The 18,826-nt window shown below is 37.5% G+C and carries 16 protein-coding genes; 14 read left to right on the top strand and 2 right to left on the bottom strand.

What is annotated here, in order from left to right; genetic code table 11:
• Positions 1–3 precede the first annotated feature (3 nt).
• The 8 genes from dnaE to ACLBXA_RS01540 all read left to right on the top strand — a co-directional run bounded on the left by dnaE (position 4) and on the right by ACLBXA_RS01540 (position 10,832).
• Positions 4–3,330 (top strand): DNA polymerase III subunit alpha, encoded by a 3,327-nt coding sequence (gene dnaE, locus ACLBXA_RS01505; protein WP_000673723.1) that lies wholly within the window; start codon positions 4–6, stop codon positions 3,328–3,330.
• Positions 3,331–3,463: 133 nt separating this feature from the next.
• Positions 3,464–4,672, top strand: coding sequence for an NAD(P)-dependent malic enzyme (locus ACLBXA_RS01510; RefSeq protein WP_161635086.1), 1,209 nt, complete (start codon positions 3,464–3,466; stop codon positions 4,670–4,672).
• 14 nt (positions 4,673–4,686) lie between these two features.
• Complete coding sequence (locus ACLBXA_RS01515; RefSeq protein ID WP_000204446.1) at positions 4,687–5,331, top strand: FadR/GntR family transcriptional regulator; 645 nt, start codon at positions 4,687–4,689, stop codon at positions 5,329–5,331.
• Positions 5,332–5,516: 185 nt separating this feature from the next.
• Positions 5,517–6,386, top strand: a complete 870-nt coding sequence (gene accD, locus ACLBXA_RS01520; protein ID WP_000942858.1) for an acetyl-CoA carboxylase, carboxyltransferase subunit beta — start codon at positions 5,517–5,519, stop codon at positions 6,384–6,386.
• On the top strand, positions 6,374–7,348 hold the full coding sequence (accA, locus tag ACLBXA_RS01525) for an acetyl-CoA carboxylase carboxyl transferase subunit alpha (RefSeq protein ID WP_000818789.1): 975 nt from the start codon (positions 6,374–6,376) through the stop codon (positions 7,346–7,348). Before accD ends, accA begins: the two co-directional genes overlap by 13 nt.
• A gap of 128 nt (positions 7,349–7,476) precedes the next feature.
• Complete coding sequence (gene pfkA / locus ACLBXA_RS01530; RefSeq protein ID WP_000821157.1) at positions 7,477–8,436, top strand: 6-phosphofructokinase; 960 nt, start codon at positions 7,477–7,479, stop codon at positions 8,434–8,436.
• Positions 8,437–8,489: 53 nt separating this feature from the next.
• Positions 8,490–10,247 carry a pyruvate kinase gene (gene pyk / locus ACLBXA_RS01535; protein ID WP_001232667.1) on the top strand — a complete coding sequence of 586 codons (1,758 nt, stop codon included), beginning with the start codon at positions 8,490–8,492 and terminating at the stop codon, positions 10,245–10,247.
• Positions 10,248–10,442: 195 nt separating this feature from the next.
• Positions 10,443–10,832 carry an FxsA family protein gene (locus ACLBXA_RS01540; RefSeq protein ID WP_000871633.1) on the top strand — a complete coding sequence of 130 codons (390 nt, stop codon included), beginning with the start codon at positions 10,443–10,445 and terminating at the stop codon, positions 10,830–10,832.
• 590 nt (positions 10,833–11,422) lie between these two features.
• Here the strand turns inward: ACLBXA_RS01540 and ytvI are convergent.
• Positions 11,423–12,541 carry a sporulation integral membrane protein YtvI gene (gene ytvI, locus ACLBXA_RS01545; RefSeq protein WP_001081375.1) on the bottom strand — a complete coding sequence of 373 codons (1,119 nt, stop codon included), beginning with the start codon at positions 12,539–12,541 and terminating at the stop codon, positions 11,423–11,425.
• A 497-nt stretch (positions 12,542–13,038) separates the two neighbouring features.
• On the opposite strand from ytvI, the gene ACLBXA_RS01550 reads away from it, so the two are divergent.
• The 5 genes from ACLBXA_RS01550 to ACLBXA_RS01570 all read left to right on the top strand — a co-directional run bounded on the left by ACLBXA_RS01550 (position 13,039) and on the right by ACLBXA_RS01570 (position 18,136).
• Positions 13,039–13,500: a DUF441 domain-containing protein gene (locus ACLBXA_RS01550; RefSeq protein ID WP_000625507.1), complete on the top strand. Its 462-nt coding sequence runs from the start codon at positions 13,039–13,041 to the stop codon at positions 13,498–13,500.
• 387 nt (positions 13,501–13,887) lie between these two features.
• On the top strand, positions 13,888–15,036 hold the full coding sequence (gene citZ, locus ACLBXA_RS01555) for a citrate synthase (protein WP_000503651.1): 1,149 nt from the start codon (positions 13,888–13,890) through the stop codon (positions 15,034–15,036).
• A 160-nt stretch (positions 15,037–15,196) separates the two neighbouring features.
• Positions 15,197–16,489, top strand: a complete 1,293-nt coding sequence (gene icd, locus ACLBXA_RS01560; protein ID WP_000206893.1) for an NADP-dependent isocitrate dehydrogenase — start codon at positions 15,197–15,199, stop codon at positions 16,487–16,489.
• 19 nt (positions 16,490–16,508) lie between these two features.
• The gene (gene mdh / locus ACLBXA_RS01565; protein ID WP_000153232.1) at positions 16,509–17,447 is read left to right on the top strand and encodes a malate dehydrogenase; all 939 of its coding nucleotides are present in this window, start codon (positions 16,509–16,511) and stop codon (positions 17,445–17,447) included.
• Between the two features lie 215 nt (positions 17,448–17,662).
• A complete protein-coding gene (locus ACLBXA_RS01570; protein WP_000914181.1) occupies positions 17,663–18,136 on the top strand; it encodes a MaoC family dehydratase in 474 nt (157 codons plus the stop codon).
• A gap of 56 nt (positions 18,137–18,192) precedes the next feature.
• Here ACLBXA_RS01570 and ACLBXA_RS01575 read toward each other — a convergent pair whose 3' ends face one another.
• On the bottom strand, positions 18,193–18,324 hold the full coding sequence (locus ACLBXA_RS01575) for a hypothetical protein (RefSeq protein ID WP_001237011.1): 132 nt from the start codon (positions 18,322–18,324) through the stop codon (positions 18,193–18,195).
• Positions 18,325–18,414: 90 nt separating this feature from the next.
• Between ACLBXA_RS01575 and ACLBXA_RS01580 the strand changes: the two genes are divergently transcribed.
• Positions 18,415–18,594, top strand: coding sequence for a hypothetical protein (locus tag ACLBXA_RS01580; RefSeq protein ID WP_001267361.1), 180 nt, complete (start codon positions 18,415–18,417; stop codon positions 18,592–18,594).
• Positions 18,595–18,826: the final 232 nt, after the last annotated feature.

The raw sequence follows: 18,826 nt of genomic DNA on the forward strand, positions 1-18,826 counted from the left end.
ACAGTGAAGTTTGTGCATTTACAATGTCAAACCGTTTTTAGTTTATTAAAAAGTGCTTGTAAAATTGATGAGCTTGTAGTCAGGGCGAAAGAACTTGGTTTCTCATCGCTGGCTATTACGGATGAAAATGTTATGTATGGCGTTATTCCGTTTTATAAAGCATGTAAGAAACATGGTATACAGCCTGTTATTGGATTAACCGCTTCTATTTTTAGTGAAGAAGAAGAAAGGTCTTATCCGCTTGTATTACTTGCTGAGAATGAAATAGGCTACCAAAATTTATTAAAGATTTCTAGCAGTATTATGACAAAGTCCAAAGAAGGTATCCCTAAGAAGTGGCTTGCGCATTATGCGAAAGGATTAATTGCTATTTCACCAGGTAAAGATGGCGAAATTGAGCAATTATTACTAGAAGACAATGAGAGTCAGGCTGAAGAAGTAGCTCGAACATATCAAAATATGTTCGGCCATTTTTATATGAGTTTGCAGCATCATGCAATTCAAGATGAGTTGCTTTTACAAGAGAAGCTACCTGAATTTATTAGTAGGGTTAATATTCCAGTCGTTGCAACAAACGATGTGCGTTATATCAATCAAAGTGACGCACTTGTTCACGAATGTTTACTATCTGTTGAAAGTGGAACGAAAATGACTGATCCAGATAGGCCGAGGCTGAAAACAGATCAATATTATTTAAAATCATCGGATGAAATGGAAGCACTATTTTCCCATGCGCCGGAAGCAATCCAAAATACAATAAAAATTGCAGAGCGTTGCCAAGTAGAAATACCGTTCCATGTAAATCAACTTCCGAAGTTTCCTGTTCCGTCTAACGAAACGAGTGATATATACTTGCGTCGTGTTTGTGAAGAAGGTTTGCGGAAACGATATGGTGCGCCGAAAGAAGTGCATATAAAGCGTTTAAATCATGAATTAAATGTTATTTCTCGTATGGGATTTAGTGATTATTTCCTCATCGTATGGGATTTTATGAAGTATGCACATGAAAATCATATTTTAACAGGACCAGGTCGTGGATCGGCAGCTGGTTCACTCGTCTCATACGTATTAGAAATTACAGATATTGATCCGATTGAATACGATCTATTATTTGAAAGGTTTTTAAATCCTGAACGTGTGACGCTTCCCGATATTGATATTGATTTTCCAGACATAAGACGTGATGAGATGATTCGCTATGTGAAAGATAAATACGGTCAGCTTCGTGTTGCGCAAATTGTAACGTTTGGTACGCTTGCAGCAAAAGCAGCAATTAGAGACATTGCCCGCGTAATGGGGCTTCCGCCACGAGATATTGATATATTTTCAAAACTTATCCCATCAAAGCTCGGTATAACGTTAAAAGATGCATATGAAGAATCACAATCACTTCGTGAGTTTATACAAGGGAATCTTCTGCATGAGCGTGTGTTTGAAATCGCAAAACGTGTAGAAGGTTTACCACGTCATACGTCTATTCATGCGGCTGGCGTTATTATGAGTCAAGAACCGTTAACAGGCAGTGTAGCAATTCAAGAAGGACATAACGATGTTTATGTTACGCAATATCCAGCTGATGCGCTAGAAGAACTTGGGTTGCTTAAGATGGACTTTTTAGGGTTACGTAATTTAACGTTACTTGAAAATATTATAAAATTTATCGCGAACAAAACAGGGAAAGAAATCGATATAAGAAACTTACCTCTTCAAGATGAAAAGACGTTCCAATTATTAGGGAGAGGGGATACAACAGGTGTATTCCAGCTTGAGTCAGGTGGTATGCGAAATGTACTTCGCGGGTTAAAACCGAATGAGTTTGAAGATATCGTAGCTGTTAACTCGTTATACAGACCGGGGCCGATGGAACAGATACCAACCTTTATTGAATCGAAACATGGAAAAAGAAAAATTGAATATTTACATCCGGATTTAAAGCCAATTTTAGAAAGAACATACGGCGTCATTGTATACCAAGAACAAATTATGCAAATTGCATCGAAGTTAGCAGGGTTTTCGCTCGGAGAAGCAGATTTACTGCGCCGTGCAGTGAGTAAAAAAAATCGTGATATTTTAGATCAGGAACGTAAGCATTTTGTTCAAGGGTGTTTGCAAAATGGTTATGATGAGACGTCTGCTGAGAAAATTTATGATTTAATTGTAAGATTTGCGAATTACGGTTTTAACCGAAGTCACGCTGTAGCTTACAGTATGATCGGATATCAGCTTGCCTATTTGAAAGCGAACTATACGCTGGAATTTATGACGGCATTATTATCAAGTGCAATTGGAAATGAAGATAAAATTGTACAGTATATACGAGAAACGAAGCGGAAAGGCTTTCACGTTTTGCCGCCGTCTCTTCAGAGAAGTGGTTACAACTTCCAAATAGAAGGGAATGCGATACGTTACAGTTTACTTTCGATCCGAAATATTGGAATGGCTACAGTGACGGCATTATTAGAAGAACGAAAGAAAAAAATGTTCGAAGATTTGTTTGAATTTTGTCTCCGTATGCCGTCAAAGTTTGTGACGGAGCGCAATTTAGAAGCTTTCGTCTGGTCCGGATGTTTTGATGATTTTGGTGTTTCGAGAACGAATTTATGGAAAAGTATTAAAGGGGCATTAGAGTACGCGAATCTCGCACGTGATTTAGGAGATGCTGTTCCAAAATCAAAATACGTACAAGGAGAAGAGCTATCTTTTATTGAACAACTAAATAAAGAGAAGGAAGCACTTGGCTTTTATTTATCAAGTTATCCGACAGCGCAGTATGTAAAGTTAGCAAAAGAATTAGAAATTCCATCTCTCGCTCAGGCGATGCGACACAAGAAAAAAGTACAAAGAGCTATTGTGTATATAACAAGTGTGAGAGTGATTCGTACGAAAAAGTTTCAAAAGATGGCATTTATTACATTCTGTGATCAAAATGATGAAATGGAAGCAGTCCTCTTCCCGGAAACGTATATACATTTCTCGGACAAGTTACAAGAAGGAGCAATTGTTTTAGTTGACGGTACGATTGAGCTAAGAAATCATAAGCTGCAATGGATTGTAAATGGTCTATATCCGCTAGAGGAAATGGATGTTTATGAAGAAAAGAAAGACGCATCTGTTTACGTGAAATTGCCGTCTCAGTATGAGAAAAAGCTTTTAAATCAGGTTACGAAAATATTGTTCGACTATTCAGGTTTTGCGAAAGTACTAATTTATTATGAAAAGGAACATAAAATGGTACAATTATCTCGGAGTTTATCGATTCATCCAAGTGAAGAATGTTTAGGAGCACTTCGTGAAATTGTCGGGGAAGAAAATGTAGTTGTGAAAATATAATGGACAATTTCCCTACACTTCGATTATTATAGTAGTAGTGTTCGTGGTCAGACCACTTGGAGAAATTGATATCAGCAAGAATAATTTGAGGAGAGTGGATAGTTTGTCAACACTTCGTGAAGAAGCACTTCACATGCATAAAGTGCATCAAGGAAAATTAGAAACTGTATCAAAAGTAAAAGTAGAAAATGCAAAAGATTTAAGTCTTGCATATTCTCCAGGGGTTGCAGAACCTTGTAAAGAAATTTATGACGATAAAAGTAAGGTATATGAATATACGATGAAGGGAAATATGGTAGCAGTTGTGACAGACGGAACAGCTGTACTTGGTCTTGGTAACATTGGACCTGAAGCATCTCTTCCAGTAATGGAAGGTAAAGCTGTATTATTCAAGAGCTTTGCTGGTGTAGATGCATTCCCGATTGCCTTAAATACAAACGATGTAGATAAAATTGTTGAAACTGTAAAATTAATGGAGCCAACTTTTGGCGGCGTTAACTTAGAAGATATCGCAGCACCAAACTGCTTCATTATTGAAGAGCGTTTGAAAAAAGAAACAAATATTCCTATCTTCCATGATGATCAACACGGAACAGCTATCGTAACAGTAGCAGGTCTTGTAAATGCACTGAAATTAGTTGGAAAGAAAATGTCTGACATTAAAGTTGTCGCAAATGGCGCAGGTGCAGCAGGTATTGCAATTATTAAACTTTTATATCGCTATGGTGTACGCGACATTATTATGTGTGACCGTAAAGGGGCAATCTATGATGGTCGTCCTACAGGTATGAATCCGGTGAAGGATGAAGTTGCAAAATATACAAATAAGAATCGTATAGAAGGTTCTTTAGCTGATGTTGTACATGGTGCGGACGTATTCATTGGTGTATCTGCAGAAGGTGCATTAACAGAAGAGATGGTTCGTACAATGAATGACGATGCGATTATTTTTGCAATGGCGAATCCGGTTCCAGAAATTATGCCAGAATTGGCAAAAGCAGCGGGCGCAGCTGTTGTTGGAACAGGTCGTTCTGACTTCCCGAACCAAGTAAATAATGTACTGGCGTTCCCTGGTATTTTCCGCGGTGCACTTGACGTACATGCGACACAAATTAACGAAGAAATGAAGATGGCAGCTGTACAGGCTATTGCTGAGCTTGTAGCAGAAGATGAGTTGAATGCAGACTATATCATTCCGGCACCATTTGACGCGCGTGTAGCGCCTCAAGTAGCGGCTTACGTTGCAAAAGCAGCAATGGAAACAGGAGTAGCTCGCCGTCAAGTAGATCCAAATGAGATCGCTGAAAAAACAAAACAATTAGCGCTGATTGGTAAAGAATAAGCGAGGAATTTCCATTGACATCATCAAATACAAAAGTATATCTCGAAATTGTAAAAAAAATCCGTTCCATTATGGAAGAGGATGGATTGGTAGCGGGGGATCGTTTGCCGTCTGAGCGTGAGTTAAGTTCACGCTTAAACGTAGGACGTTCCTCTGTAAGAGAAGCATTGCGTGCTTTAGAACTGGTAGGATTGATTGAAACGAGACGTGGTGAAGGGACATTTATTCGAAACTTTTATGATAACGGCCTTGTACAATTAATTGCTCCGTTCTTACTGCAAGATGAGAAAACAATTCGTGATTTATTACAAACGAAACGATTGCTTGAGAAAGATATGATTCGAATTGTATGTAATTTACCGAAAGAAACGTTTTCTAAAGTACTAAGTAGATTACACCAAGTACTTGAAGGAAATGAAAACTCAATCCCAACGCTTCATCAAACGTTCTTTAAAACACTTATTGAACAAGTCGATAATTATTTACTATATCGCATTTGGATGATCGTAAATGATTACGTAGCAACTCTTTCTTGTAAAGTTTCAAGAAATTCTATCGATATGTATAGAAAGCTTTATGCTACTTTGGAAGAAAAACAAGAAAATGATGCACTAAAAATTTACGATGAATTAGTAGAGAATATACAGTTTCACTCGTAATGTATAAAATTTGTCGAAATGACCATGACACGTTATGACAAACATTCTACCGCTTAGCGGTTAAAGTTAAACGTAAAGAGTGAGGTTATTAGACAGATTGAGAAGATAAGGCTAACATCAAACTTTGGTGTTAGCCCCATTTTCTTCTTACGCTAACCTTAGCTCTCAACGAAGGGGGTCAAATTGTGCTAAGAGATTTATTCGTGAAAAAGAAAAAGTACGCTGCAATACCTTCAGAACAAGTACGAAAAGATGTACCAGATGGCGTTATGACAAAATGTCCGGAATGTAAAAAAATCATGTATACGAAAGAACTTCTAAAAAATTTAAAAGTATGTGTGAATTGTGGATATCATCATCCTATGAATGCATGGGAACGTCTTGATAGTATATTGGACGAAGGGTCATTCCGTGAGTATGACAAAGAAATGGTTTCATTAAATCCACTCGAGTTTCCAGGTTATGAAGAGAAACTAGAGAGCGATCGTAAGAAGACTGAATTAAACGAAGCGGTTGTAACTGGTGAAGGAACAATTGATGACATGCTTGTTGTTGTTGCAGTAATGGATTCTCGTTTTCGAATGGGGAGCATGGGCTCTGTGGTAGGAGAAAAAATCGCCCGTGCGGTTGAAAAGGCGTACGACTTACAAGTTCCATTTATTATCTTTACTGCTTCGGGTGGTGCCCGTATGCAAGAAGGGATATTAAGTTTAATGCAAATGGCAAAAACAAGCGTAGCTTTGAAAAAGCATAGTAATGCAGGAGGATTATTTATTTCTGTTATGACTCACCCAACGACGGGCGGGGTTTCAGCGAGTTTCGCTTCACTTGGTGATTATAATCTTGCAGAACCAGGTGCACTTATCGGATTTGCTGGTAGACGTGTAATTGAACAAACGGTGCGTGAGAAACTACCGGAAGATTTCCAAACGGCAGAATTCTTACTAGATCATGGTCAATTAGATGCGGTGGTGCATCGTGATGATATGAGAGAATCGCTTCGCAAGATTTTAGAAGTTCATCAAGGAGGGGGAATGGCTGTATGGCAGAGCTAGAATTTGAAAAACCAGTTGTTGAGCTAAGAAATAAGATTCGTGAACTGAAAGACTATACGAAAAACAGCCAGATGGACTTCAGTGAGGAGATTCGTATTTTGGAAGACAAGCTAGAAAATTTAGAGGAAGATATATACGGTAATCTGAAAGTATGGGACCGTGTTCAAATTGCTCGTCATGCAGAACGACCGACAACGCTCGATTATATTGAGCACTTATTTACTGATTTTTTCGAATGTCATGGAGATCGTCTATTTGGCGATGATGCAGCGATTGTCGGCGGCATTGCGAAATATAAAGGGATGCCTGTAACTGTAATTGGGCATCAGCGCGGAAAAGATACGAAAGAAAATATTCGCCGTAACTTTGGAATGCCTCATCCAGAAGGATATCGAAAAGCATTACGCTTAATGAAGCAGGCGGAAAAGTTCAATCGTCCTATTATTTGTTTCATTGATACGAAAGGGGCTTATCCTGGTAAAGCTGCTGAAGAACGTGGTCAAAGTGAAGCTATCGCCCGCAATTTATTTGAAATGGCAGGTTTAACTGTACCTGTTATTTGTATCGTTATCGGTGAAGGTGGTAGTGGCGGTGCGCTAGGCCTTGGAGTGGGAGATTACATTCATATGCTAGAAAATTCCACTTATTCTGTTATTACACCAGAGGGTGCAGCGGCAATTCTTTGGAAAGATGCAGGAAAAGCAAAGGAAGCTGCAGAGGCAATGAAAATTACAGCAGCAGATTTGAAAGAATTAGGTGTAATTGATGAAATTATTCCAGAGGCAAAAGGTGGAGCTCACCGTAATCTTTCGAAACAGTCAGAAAATATAGATTTAATGATTAGAAAAACTTTTGAACAATTAAACGGAATTTCGAAAGATGAATTAATCGAAAAACGTTATGAAAAATATATGAAAATTGGGCAAGTTTCGTTTTCAAACGCTTCCATTGGGATAAAATAAGAAAAGCGTGCGTTCCTCTTCGCGAATGCACGTTTTTATTATGAAAAGACACATCTTCTCCATTGTGTTTTTATATTTTTTCGTGTTATTTTATTATAAGGCAAATAATCTTTATGAGGTGAGTACAAATGAAACGTATTGGTGTATTAACAAGTGGTGGAGATTCACCTGGTATGAATGCTGCCATTCGTGCAGTTGTTCGTAAAGCGATTTTCCATGATATTGAAGTATATGGTATTTACCATGGATACGCTGGATTAATTTCTGGTCACATTGAAAAATTAGAACTTGGTTCTGTTGGCGATATTATCCACCGCGGTGGTACGAAATTATATACAGCAAGATGTCCTGAGTTTAAAGACCCAGAAGTACGACTAAAAGGTATCGAGCAATTAAAGAAACATGGTATCGAAGGACTTGTTGTTATTGGTGGAGATGGTTCTTACCAAGGCGCTAAAAAATTAACTGAACAAGGATTCCCGTGTGTTGGTGTACCAGGTACAATCGACAATGATATCCCTGGAACAGACTTCACAATTGGTTTCGATACAGCTTTAAACACTGTTATTGATGCAATTGATAAAATCCGTGACACAGCTACATCTCATGAACGTACATATGTTATCGAAGTAATGGGACGTCACGCTGGTGATATCGCATTATGGGCTGGTTTAGCTGATGGTGCAGAAACAATCTTAATTCCAGAAGAAGAGTATGACATGGATGATGTTATCGCTCGTCTGAAGCGTGGTAGTGAACGTGGTAAAAAACACAGTATTATCGTTGTAGCTGAAGGTGTTGGAAGTGCAATTGACATCGGTAAGCACATTGAAGAAGCAACAAACTTTGATACTCGTGTAACTGTATTAGGTCACGTACAACGTGGTGGATCACCAAGTGCACAAGACCGTGTATTAGCAAGTCGTCTTGGCGCAAGAGCAGTTGAATTATTAATTGCTGGTAAAGGTGGACGTTGTGTAGGTATTCAAGATAACAAACTTGTTGATCATGATATTATCGAAGCGTTAGCTCAAAAGCATACAATCGATAAAGATATGTATCAATTATCTAAAGAATTATCCATCTAATTGACGTAATGTCAGATATTTGGGAACGGTTTCATAATTTTCGGAGGTGCAATATGCGTAAAACTAAAATTGTATGTACTATAGGTCCTGCTAGTGAAAGTATTGAAAAATTAGAGCAATTAATCGAAGCAGGTATGAACGTTGCTCGTTTAAACTTCTCTCATGGTAGCCATGAAGAGCACGGAGCTCGTATTAAAAACATTCGTGAAGCTTCAAAGAAAACTGGTAAAACAGTTGGTATCTTACTTGATACAAAAGGTCCAGAAATCCGTACTCACGACTTCGTAGACGGACAAGCTGAGCTTGTAACAGGTGCAGAAGTAGTTCTTTCTACTGAGCAAGTATTAGGTACTGCAGAGAAGTTCTCTGTATCTTATGCTGGTCTTTATGACGATGTAGACCCAGGTTCTCGCATTCTAATCGATGACGGTCTTATCGAACTAGAAGTAATCGAAAAAGCTGATGGAAACATCCGTACAAAAGTTCTTAACAGCGGAACTGTAAAAAATAAAAAAGGTGTTAACGTACCAAACGTAAGCATTAAGCTTCCTGGTATCACTGAAAAAGACGTAAAAGATATCATCTTCGGTATCGAGCAAAAAGTTGATTTCATCGCAGCTTCATTCGTACGTAAAGCGTCTGACGTATTAGAAATCCGTGAATTATTAGAAGAGCATGGTGCTCAATACATCCAAATCGTACCGAAAATCGAAAACCAAGAAGGTATCGACAACATCGATTCAATCTTAGAAGTTTCTGACGGTTTAATGGTAGCTCGTGGTGATATGGGTGTAGAAATTCCACCAGAAGAAGTACCATTAGTACAAAAACGTCTAATCAAAAAATGTAACGTGTTAGGTAAACCAGTTATTACTGCGACACAAATGTTAGACTCTATGCAACGTAACCCACGTCCAACTCGTGCGGAAGCAAGTGACGTAGCTAACGCAATCTTCGATGGTACAGATGCAATCATGCTTTCAGGTGAAACAGCTGCTGGTCAATATCCGGTAGAAGCAGTAACAATGATGGCTAACATTGCAGTACGTGTTGAAAAATCATTACAATACGAAGATATGTTCAAAAAACGTATTAAAGAGTTCACTCCAACAATTACAGATGCAATTAGCCAATCTGTTGCGCATACAGCACTTGCTCTTGATGTAGCTGCAATCGTAGCTCCAACAGAAAGTGGACATACTGCGAAAATGATCTCTAAATACCGTCCAAAATCTCCAATTGTAGCTGTAACATCTGACGAGCAAGTAGGACGTCGTCTTGCGCTTGTTTGGGGTGTACAAGCGTTTATGGCTGAGAAGCGCGCAGCTTCAACTGACGAAATGTTAGATACAGCAATTCAAACAGGTATGGATGCAGGTCTAATCGGACTTGGAGATACTGTAGTAATTACTGCTGGTGTTCCAGTTGCTGAAACTGGAACAACAAACTTAATGAAAATCCACGTTGTTGGTGAAGAAGTTGCTAAAGGACAAGGAATCGGTCGTAAAGCTGCAAAAGGTAAAGTAGTTGTAGCAAAAACAGCTGCTGAAGCTGTAGCGAACGTAAACGAAGGTGATATCCTTGTTACAACAAGTACTGATAAAGATATGATTCCTGCAATCGAAAAAGCTGCTGCTTTAGTTGTAGAAGAAGGTGGCTTAACAAGCCATGCGGCTGTTGTAGGCGTATCAATCGGTATTCCTGTTATCGTTGGTGTAAACGGCGTAACAGCAACTTTAAAAAATGGCCAAGAAGTAACAGTTGATGCAGCACGCGGAATTGTTTATAATGGACATGCGGAAGTGCTATAAGTAATACGGAGAGAAGGATCGGAGTCCTTCTCTTTTTTTTACACAAAAACGAGATAGAATTAGTTTAAAGCGCCTAGAATTGCTTTTAAAAGCGGTTTGTTATGAGTTTTAGTATGAAAGGGTATCTATATTTCGTATGATGTATATAGGCGTTGTGAGGGTGTTAAAAGTGAGTTGTGAGAGGGGTGTAGAACTATGAAGTGGTTACTATTCTTGTTTATTTTAATACCGGCGATTGAGATTACGGTCTTAATTGGATCAAGTCATGTAATAGGTTTATGGTCTACGTTCGCTATGATTGTATTTACAGGTGTTGTAGGTGTGTATTTGGCGAAAAGACAAGGATTTAAAGTGCTTGGAGAGATTCAATCTAAGTTGAATAGAGGGGAAATGCCAGGTGAGACAGTACTAGATGGTATTTTTGTATTTGTAGGAGGTATTCTCTTGGTGCTTCCTGGGTATGTGACAGATGTGCTAGGGTTTATCTGCGTGATCCCTATTACGAGAGCTTTATTGAAGCCGCTTGTTATGAAGTGGATGGAATGGAAATTTAGAAAGAACTCTACTATTATCATTCAGAAGTAGCACTTAGATTATAACGATCTAAGTGCTATTTTTTTGTCTTGTAAGAGGAGAGGGGTTTTCTGATTGAGGCTTCGCTTTACTGCGCTATTTGTGGGGGATTTCTATCTCAAAGTTGGGTTGCTCGTAAGTGTCTGATGTGGGGGCGAATGATGAGTGGGGATGAACAAAACGTCCACTTATTATATTTGCTATATAATTTTCGTTTGAACTCTTGTTGTGCTTCGATTAAACGTGTAATTTTTAAATGCTATTAATTTGGATGAATAAGATGGAGAGAAATGCAGCTAAATTAAAGTTTTGCTTTCATATAAAAGGTGGGGATTGTTAGTTGAAGCCTTATTCTATGTAGTTTTGTATATTTATTCATTTACATAAAAAGTAATAAATGTAAGTAATAAATATATATAAAATAGAATAAAAATGTATTTTTGATTAGAAAATGTGTTTTTTATGCAAAAAAACAAGAGGATTATCCTTTTTCTGGGTAATGCTCTTGTTACATGTGAGTAGTGTGAAAAAATAAGTGAAAGGAATAATCAGTGGGAAATTCCCACTGATTACAGCTTGTTTTTTATATGAATTAGAAACTTTTATTTTGAAGGTGAACCTTTAATATATTTCCACAAGTCATGGAAGACATTAGCTTTGTGTAATGTATTAAGTAGTACTAAGGTGACTGGACCGATGATTAATCCTAAAAAGCCAAAAAGCTTAAAGCCGACAAATAGAGCGACGAGTGTTGCTAATGGATCGAGACCGATGTTAGATGAAAGTACTTTCGGTTCCATAATTTGTCTTTGGACAATCACGACGATGTATAAAATGAGAAGACCAATGGCGAATGCGGTATCGCCAGTGAAAAATACGTATATAACCCATGGAACGAAGACTGCGCCTGTTCCTAAATATGGTAGTAAATCTACAACTCCTGTAATAATCGCAATAGTAATGGCGTATGGTACGCGTAATATTAAAAGTCCGATCAGTACAATGACGGTTGTCATAGATACGAGTGTAAGTTGTGCTTTCACAAAACCAAATAAAGCTTTTTTTAAGTCGACAAAAATAGTTTTTCCGTAGCCATGTACACGATTTGGTAGTAATTTTCTTGTTTTTTGAGCAAGACGGTGCCAATCGTAACTAATGAAGAAAGTAGCTAATAAAATGAATACAAGGACAGTTAACGTTGTTGGCAGTGCACTAATGAAATTTGTTAATCCGCTTATAATGGCGGTTAAAAGTTCTTTCATTTGTGTTGTTGCTTCTGTTCCTAAGTTTTGAATGTTTTGTGTAATTGTATAGCGCTGTGGTTCTCCAAGATGATTAAATTTAGAGATTAAATCATCGTAGAGAGGCATAATATGATTAAGTGCAAATTGCTGAGCGAATGTAACGATATCCGGAAACTTTACTGTAACAAGTTGGAGTAAGTATGTTGTGGCAGATATTGCTTCAGTCACAAGATATGTAACAAGTCCAACGATAGCTCCAAATACGAGAATTAAGCTAACGAGTACTGCTAGTGCGCGAGGAAATTGTAGTTTTTGATTAAGGAAATTGACGACAGGATTAATCAAATAAGCAAATGCAAAAGCGATAATAAAAGGATAGATAAGCCCTGACATGTATAGTAATACATAGAACCCAGCTATCGTTGCTACAATGACAAATATGAGTCGCAATATCATATATAGTAAGTTTCGGTTCAAAGATGTATACCTCCCATTCCGATTTGGATTATCCTAATTCGTTCAACTTATAACTAGCGTGCTCTGCTGATTAAAGTCTTACTTTAGCGGCAGTAAATCTCCCGCCAAAGCCCAATTGATGAAGGCCAATAATCAGTGGAAGATGCCCAACTGATTAAAGTGTTACTTTATGTTATAGTGGAATGATGGATTTAGCCTGCTTTTTTCGGTATATGAATGGCTGTGAAAGCCTATTCGTGATGCTACTACTATATGGTAAAAACTTCATTTTCTCTTCTTTTTATTTTACCTGTTTCTTATTAGAAAAGAAAGAAGAGACGACTGTTTTCAAAAATGTATACATGCTTAAATTTTTTTGGTGAAAGTCTCTTTTTAGAATGTATAAAAAATTGAAGGTGTTATCGATAAATAGGCATCTGTATAGCATGTATAACGATAGGTTTAAAGGTATTTTTGTTTGGAAATGAGTTCATTATTTTCAGAAAGGAAGTGTAAACATGATTAGTCAGTCAACGTTATTTTTATTCATACTACTTATTATAGGACTTATTGCTAAAAACCAATCGCTTACTGTAGCTATTGGGGTGTTATTTCTATTAAAATTTACGTTTTTAGGAGATAAGGTCTTTCCTTATTTACAAACGAAAGGAATTAACCTAGGTGTAACGGTCATTACAATAGCGGTGCTAGTACCGATTGCGACGGGGGAAATAGGTTTTAAACAACTTGGAGAAGCGGCGAAATCGTATTATGCGTGGATTGCTTTAGCTTCAGGTGTAGCAGTCGCTTTGTTAGCGAAAGGCGGCGTGCAATTGTTGACAACGGATCCTCATATTACAACTGCGCTTGTTTTTGGGACAATTATAGCGGTTGCGTTATTTAATGGGGTTGCTGTTGGTCCGTTAATTGGGGCTGGAATTGCCTATGCGGTTATGAGTATTATACAAATGTTTAAATAAGGAATTTTATAGTAATATAAAATTTTTGAATTCTTTCTGTTCACAAAAGTCAGATAATTGTTTATAATAGGATTAGAAACTTTGAAAAGTTACATAACAGCAGAGACTTTACACCAGATAAAATAAAAACAACATAAAACAATTTTATAATGATATTGTTTTATGTTGTTTTTATCATAAAACTCTTCGGAATGTATTTTCCTCACTAACTTGTTGTTTTGAGCGTGAGGATTCGGGGAGACATTCACGCTCATGCTTTCCATGTAAACCATGGACAATAAGAGGGGAACATCGCAACAAATTTGCATGATCGTGCATTTTGCTTGCCTAAAGAGTGAACGGGCGTTCATAATTCATAAGGGGAGCAAATAGATATAAGGAGCAAGGTTGGGAGAATTTTCAGGAAAAGGAGAGAATGTCATGACTGTTATTCGAGGTTTAGAAGGGGTAGTAGCAACAACATCATCTGTGAGCTCTATTATTGATGATACATTAACTTATGTTGGGTATAATATTGATGATTTAGCTGAGAATGCTACGTTTGAAGAAGTAGTGTACTTATTATGGCACCGCAAGCTTCCTAATGAAAAAGAACTAGCGGAATTTAATGAAATTGTATCTGAATACTATAAAGTTCCAGGTGAGATTTTAACATATTTGAAACAAGTAGATTTAAAAATTGCACATCCGATGTCTGTTTTACGAACTGCAATTTCCATGCTATCATTATACGATGAGAGCGCTGAAATTATGGATGAAAAGTCTAATTATTTGAAAGCGGTTAAATTACAGGCTCAAGTGGGAACTTTAGTTGCTGCTTACGCGAGAATCCGTAAAGGTTTAGATATTGTTGAGCCAAGAAAGGATTTATCATTAGCTGCAAACTTCTTGTACATGTTAAATGATCGCGAGCCAAATGAAGTTGAAATTGAAGCTTTTGATAAGGCACTTGTACTTCATGCAGATCATGAGTTAAACGCTTCTACATTTACTGCACGTGTTTGCGTAGCTACACTTTCAGATGTATATTCTGGTATTACAGCAGCAATTGGTGCATTAAAAGGTCCTCTTCACGGTGGGGCAAATGAAAATGTAATGAAGATGTTAACTGAAATTGGCGAAGAAGAAAATGTAGAATCATATATTCATAATGCTCTTCAAAATAAAGTGAAAATCATGGGCTTTGGCCACCGTGTGTATGAGCAGGGTGATCCACGTGCAAAACACTTACGTGAAATGTCTAAGAGATTATGCGTGCTTTTAGGAGAAGACAAATGGTATAATATGTCTATCAAAATTGAAGACATTGTAACAAAAGAAAAAGGTCTTCCACCAAATGTTGATTTCTATTCAGCTTCTGTATACCATTGTTTAGGAATTGACCATGACTTATTTACACCTATTTTTGCAATTAGCCGTATGTCAGGCTGGTTAGCTCATATTCTAGAACAATATGAAAATAACCGTTTAATCCGTCCACGTGCTGATTATAATGGACCAACGCATCAAGTGTATGTTCCAATCGCACAAAGATAAGCAAAAAACACTATTTTGATAGTGAAAATACGCTTTCAAAAGTCTGATTTTTTCGGAAAGATGTAATGATTAGAATATTTTAATTTGACTAACGGTTTGAACTGAGGGGTTATTCCCTCAGTTTCATACATATGAAATTTCAAACATGGGGGTTATCACATTGACGACAGGTGAAAAAATTACTGTAACTAATGGTGTTATGAATGTACCAAACAATCCGATTATTCCATTTATTGAAGGAGATGGAATTGGTCCTGATATTTGGGCAGCTGCATCTCGCGTAATAGAAGCAGCAGTTGAAAAAGCTTATGATGGTGAGAAGAAAATCGTTTGGAAAGAAGTGCTTGCAGGGGAAAAAGCATTCAACCAAACAGGCGAGTGGTTACCAGAAGAGACTTTAAATTTAATCCGCGAATATTTAATCGCAATTAAAGGTCCACTTACAACTCCAGTTGGCGGTGGTATTCGTTCTCTAAACGTAGCACTTCGTCAAGAATTAGATCTATATGTATGTCTACGTCCAGTTCGTTATTTTGAAGGTGTTCCTTCACCTGTAAAACGTCCGGAAGATACTGATATGGTTATTTTCCGTGAAAATACAGAAGACATTTATGCTGGAATTGAATATGCACAAGGATCTCCAGAAGCAGAAAAAGTTCTTGCTTTCTTAAAAGAAGCAATGGGTGTTAATAAAATCCGCTTCCCAGAAACATCTGGTATTGGTATTAAACCAATCTCAGAAGAAGGGACAAAGCGTCTTGTTCGTGCTGCAATTCAATATGCAATTAACGAAAAACGCTCTTCTGTTACATTAGTTCATAAAGGAAACATTATGAAATTTACAGAAGGTGCTTTCAAAAACTGGGGTTACGAAGTAGCGGAACAAGAATTCGGCGACAAAGTATTTACTTGGGCTGAATATGATCGCATTGTTGAAAAAGATGGTAAAGATGCAGCGAATAAAGCGATGGCAGACGCTGAAGTGGCTGGAAAAATCATCGTAAAAGATTCTATTGCAGACATCTTCTTACAACAAATTTTAACTCGTCCACGTGAGTTCGATGTTGTTGCAACAATGAACTTAAATGGTGACTATATCTCTGATGCACTTGCTGCACAAGTAGGTGGAATTGGTATTGCACCTGGTGCAAACATTAACTATGTGACTGGACATGCTATCTTTGAAGCTACACATGGTACAGCTCCAAAATATGCAGGTTTAGATAAAGTAAACCCATCTTCAGTTCTTCTTTCAGGTGTATTATTATTAGAACACTTAGGATGGAACGAAGCTGCGAAATTAGTAACAGATTCAGTTGAGAAAACAATTGCATCAAAAGTAGTAACATATGACTTCGCTCGCCTAATGGAAGGTGCAACAGAAGTGAAATGTTCTGAGTTTGCTAATGAGCTTATTAAAAACATGGATGTAGCGATAATCAAAAACGCATAATTAAAGCGGGGGGTAAATTATGACAATCAAACGCAAGAAGGTTTCAGTCATCGGTGCAGGATTTACAGGAGCAACAACGGCATTCTTATTAGCACAAAAAGAACTTGCAGATGTTGTATTAGTGGACATTCCACAACTGGAAAATCCAACAAAAGGGAAAGCGTTAGATATGTTAGAAGCGAGCCCAGTACAAGGTTTTGATGCTAACATTATTGGAACATCTGATTACGCAGATACTGCTGATTCTGACGTTGTCGTTATTACAGCAGGTATTGCACGTAAGCCTGGTATGAGCCGTGATGACTTAGTAGCAACGAACTCTAAAATTATGAAAAGTATTACGCGCGACATTGCAAAACATTCACCAAATGCAATTATTGTTGTGTTAACAAATCCAGTTGATGCAATGACATATTCTGTATTTAAAGAAGCAGGATTCCCGAAAGAGCGTGTAATTGGCCAATCGGGCGTATTAGATACAGCTCGTTTCCGTACATTCATCGCACAAGAATTAAATCTTTCTGTAAAAGACATTACAGGATTTGTTCTTGGTGGACATGGTGACGACATGGTACCTCTTGTGCGTTATTCTTATGCAGGCGGTATTCCGTTAGAAACGTTAATTCCGAAAGAGCGTTTAGAAGCAATCGTAGAACGTACACGTAAAGGTGGCGGTGAGATTGTAGGCTTATTAGGAAACGGTAGTGCATATTACGCACCAGCAGCTTCTTTAGTTGAAATGACAGAAGCAATCTTAAAAGATCAACGCCGTGTATTACCAGCTATTGCGTACCTTGAAGGTGAGTATGGTTATAGTGACCTTTACTTAGGGGTACCAGTAATTCTAGGTGGTAACGGAATTGAAAAAATTATTGAATTAGAACTTCTTGCAGATGAAAAAGAAGCGTTAGATCGCTCTGTAGAATCTGTACGTAACGTAATGAAAGTTCTTGTTTAATAATTGAATAGTAGTGAAAAAGATTCGGGATTCCGAATCTTTTTCTACTATTTACCGAATTGTTTTTTTGAAATAATATGAAAACGCTATCATTTGTAATATCCTATAATGAAACTGTAGATTTATACTATACATTGCCCTCATCATAGTAAATTTCGGATAAGGTATCGCTTTTAGTAGGATAATAAGGTGAAAAAATCGGAGGGGGTTGTAACATGTTAAAGAAAAAAGTTCAAATTGGTCGTAAAATGGATGAAATTACAGTAGGAGAGAAATTATCTATCACTGAAAAAATTGAGGATAAAGATTTGTTATTGTACTTAGGGTTAACGAATGATGCCAATCCATTATATATTCAGCATGATTACGCATCCCAAACTCCGTATGAAAAGCCGATTGTACCAAGCATTATGCTAACGGGAATGATTACAACGGCAGTTACGAAATATTTACCGGGTCCAGGAAGTCATATTACTAGGAAGGACCTTACGTTCGTGAAGCATGTTCACCATTATGAAACGTTACAAATCCACTTTGAAGTTGTGGCTGTTTCTGAGGAGGAACATACAATTGATATGCTTGTATCTGCTCATGATGAAAAAGGAGAAACTGTTGTAAAGGGTTCATTAACAGTAACGCCACCTTATAAATCTGTTTCCATTATGGAAAAAGCATTAGATAATTTTTAAAAGATGAAAATATGAATAGCGCTAGCATACCTTGAATAAGGATGCTAGCGCTATTTTTAGTTGAAGAATCCTTCTTTGAACCCTTCAGCAAATTCTGAGCAACCCGTTTTAATCGTATCCCAGCTCGGAGCGTTGAAAGCAAGGATACATGTGACTGCTAAAGATAGAATGGGTAGTATTAGTCGCATAATAGACCTCCTGATTGTATTAATTTATATATTAAGATTAATGATATAAATATCGGTAATTGAAGTCAATGAAAGGAGTGATTCTTTTAAGTGAGGTGGAAAAAAGAAGAAGTTATCTTTGAAACGATACGAGAAACTGAAGTGTGGGGCGATTTGATCGCGAATGAAATGTACGGGAGATTATTTGATGGATATGAAACGCTAGATTATAAAATAGCGTATGCTCTTTCGTTTTTCCTAGCACAAAATCAAGATTTTATCCCGCATTAACGGGCAGTAAGATCCCACCTCAAAATTCAGCGAAAGCAAAGAAGTTAGGTCGGGAATCAACTGCCCGTAAAAGCCCGATTGATTCAACTAATAATCAGTGGGGAATGAACAACCCCCACTGATTAAAGTTTCACTTTATAGTTCATACGGAAGTGAGCTTTAAAGAAGAGAGAGCAATCTATAAAGTTTGGCAAAATCCTGTGTAGTTGCAGGTGAAGCGTAATTACGTCTA

It is taken from the genome of Bacillus sp. D48C, from assembly GCF_053345735.1.

Bases quoted from the DNA above. Each gene is read 5' to 3' on its own strand.
- ACLBXA_RS01510 (WP_161635086.1), top strand. From the start codon at position 3,464: ATGCATAAAGTGCATCAAGGAAAATTAGAAACTGTATCAAAAGTAAAA.
- accA (WP_000818789.1), top strand. From the start codon at position 6,374: ATGGCAGAGCTAGAATTTGAAAAACCAGTTGTTGAGCTAAGAAATAAG.
- pfkA (WP_000821157.1), top strand. From the start codon at position 7,477: ATGAAACGTATTGGTGTATTAACAAGTGGTGGAGATTCACCTGGTATG.
- pyk (WP_001232667.1), top strand. From the start codon at position 8,490: ATGCGTAAAACTAAAATTGTATGTACTATAGGTCCTGCTAGTGAAAGT.
- ACLBXA_RS01540 (WP_000871633.1), top strand. From the start codon at position 10,443: ATGAAGTGGTTACTATTCTTGTTTATTTTAATACCGGCGATTGAGATT.
- ACLBXA_RS01550 (WP_000625507.1), top strand. From the start codon at position 13,039: ATGATTAGTCAGTCAACGTTATTTTTATTCATACTACTTATTATAGGA.
- mdh (WP_000153232.1), top strand. From the start codon at position 16,509: ATGACAATCAAACGCAAGAAGGTTTCAGTCATCGGTGCAGGATTTACA.
- ACLBXA_RS01570 (WP_000914181.1), top strand. From the start codon at position 17,663: ATGTTAAAGAAAAAAGTTCAAATTGGTCGTAAAATGGATGAAATTACA.
- ACLBXA_RS01575 (WP_001237011.1), bottom strand. From the start codon at position 18,324: ATGCGACTAATACTACCCATTCTATCTTTAGCAGTCACATGTATCCTT.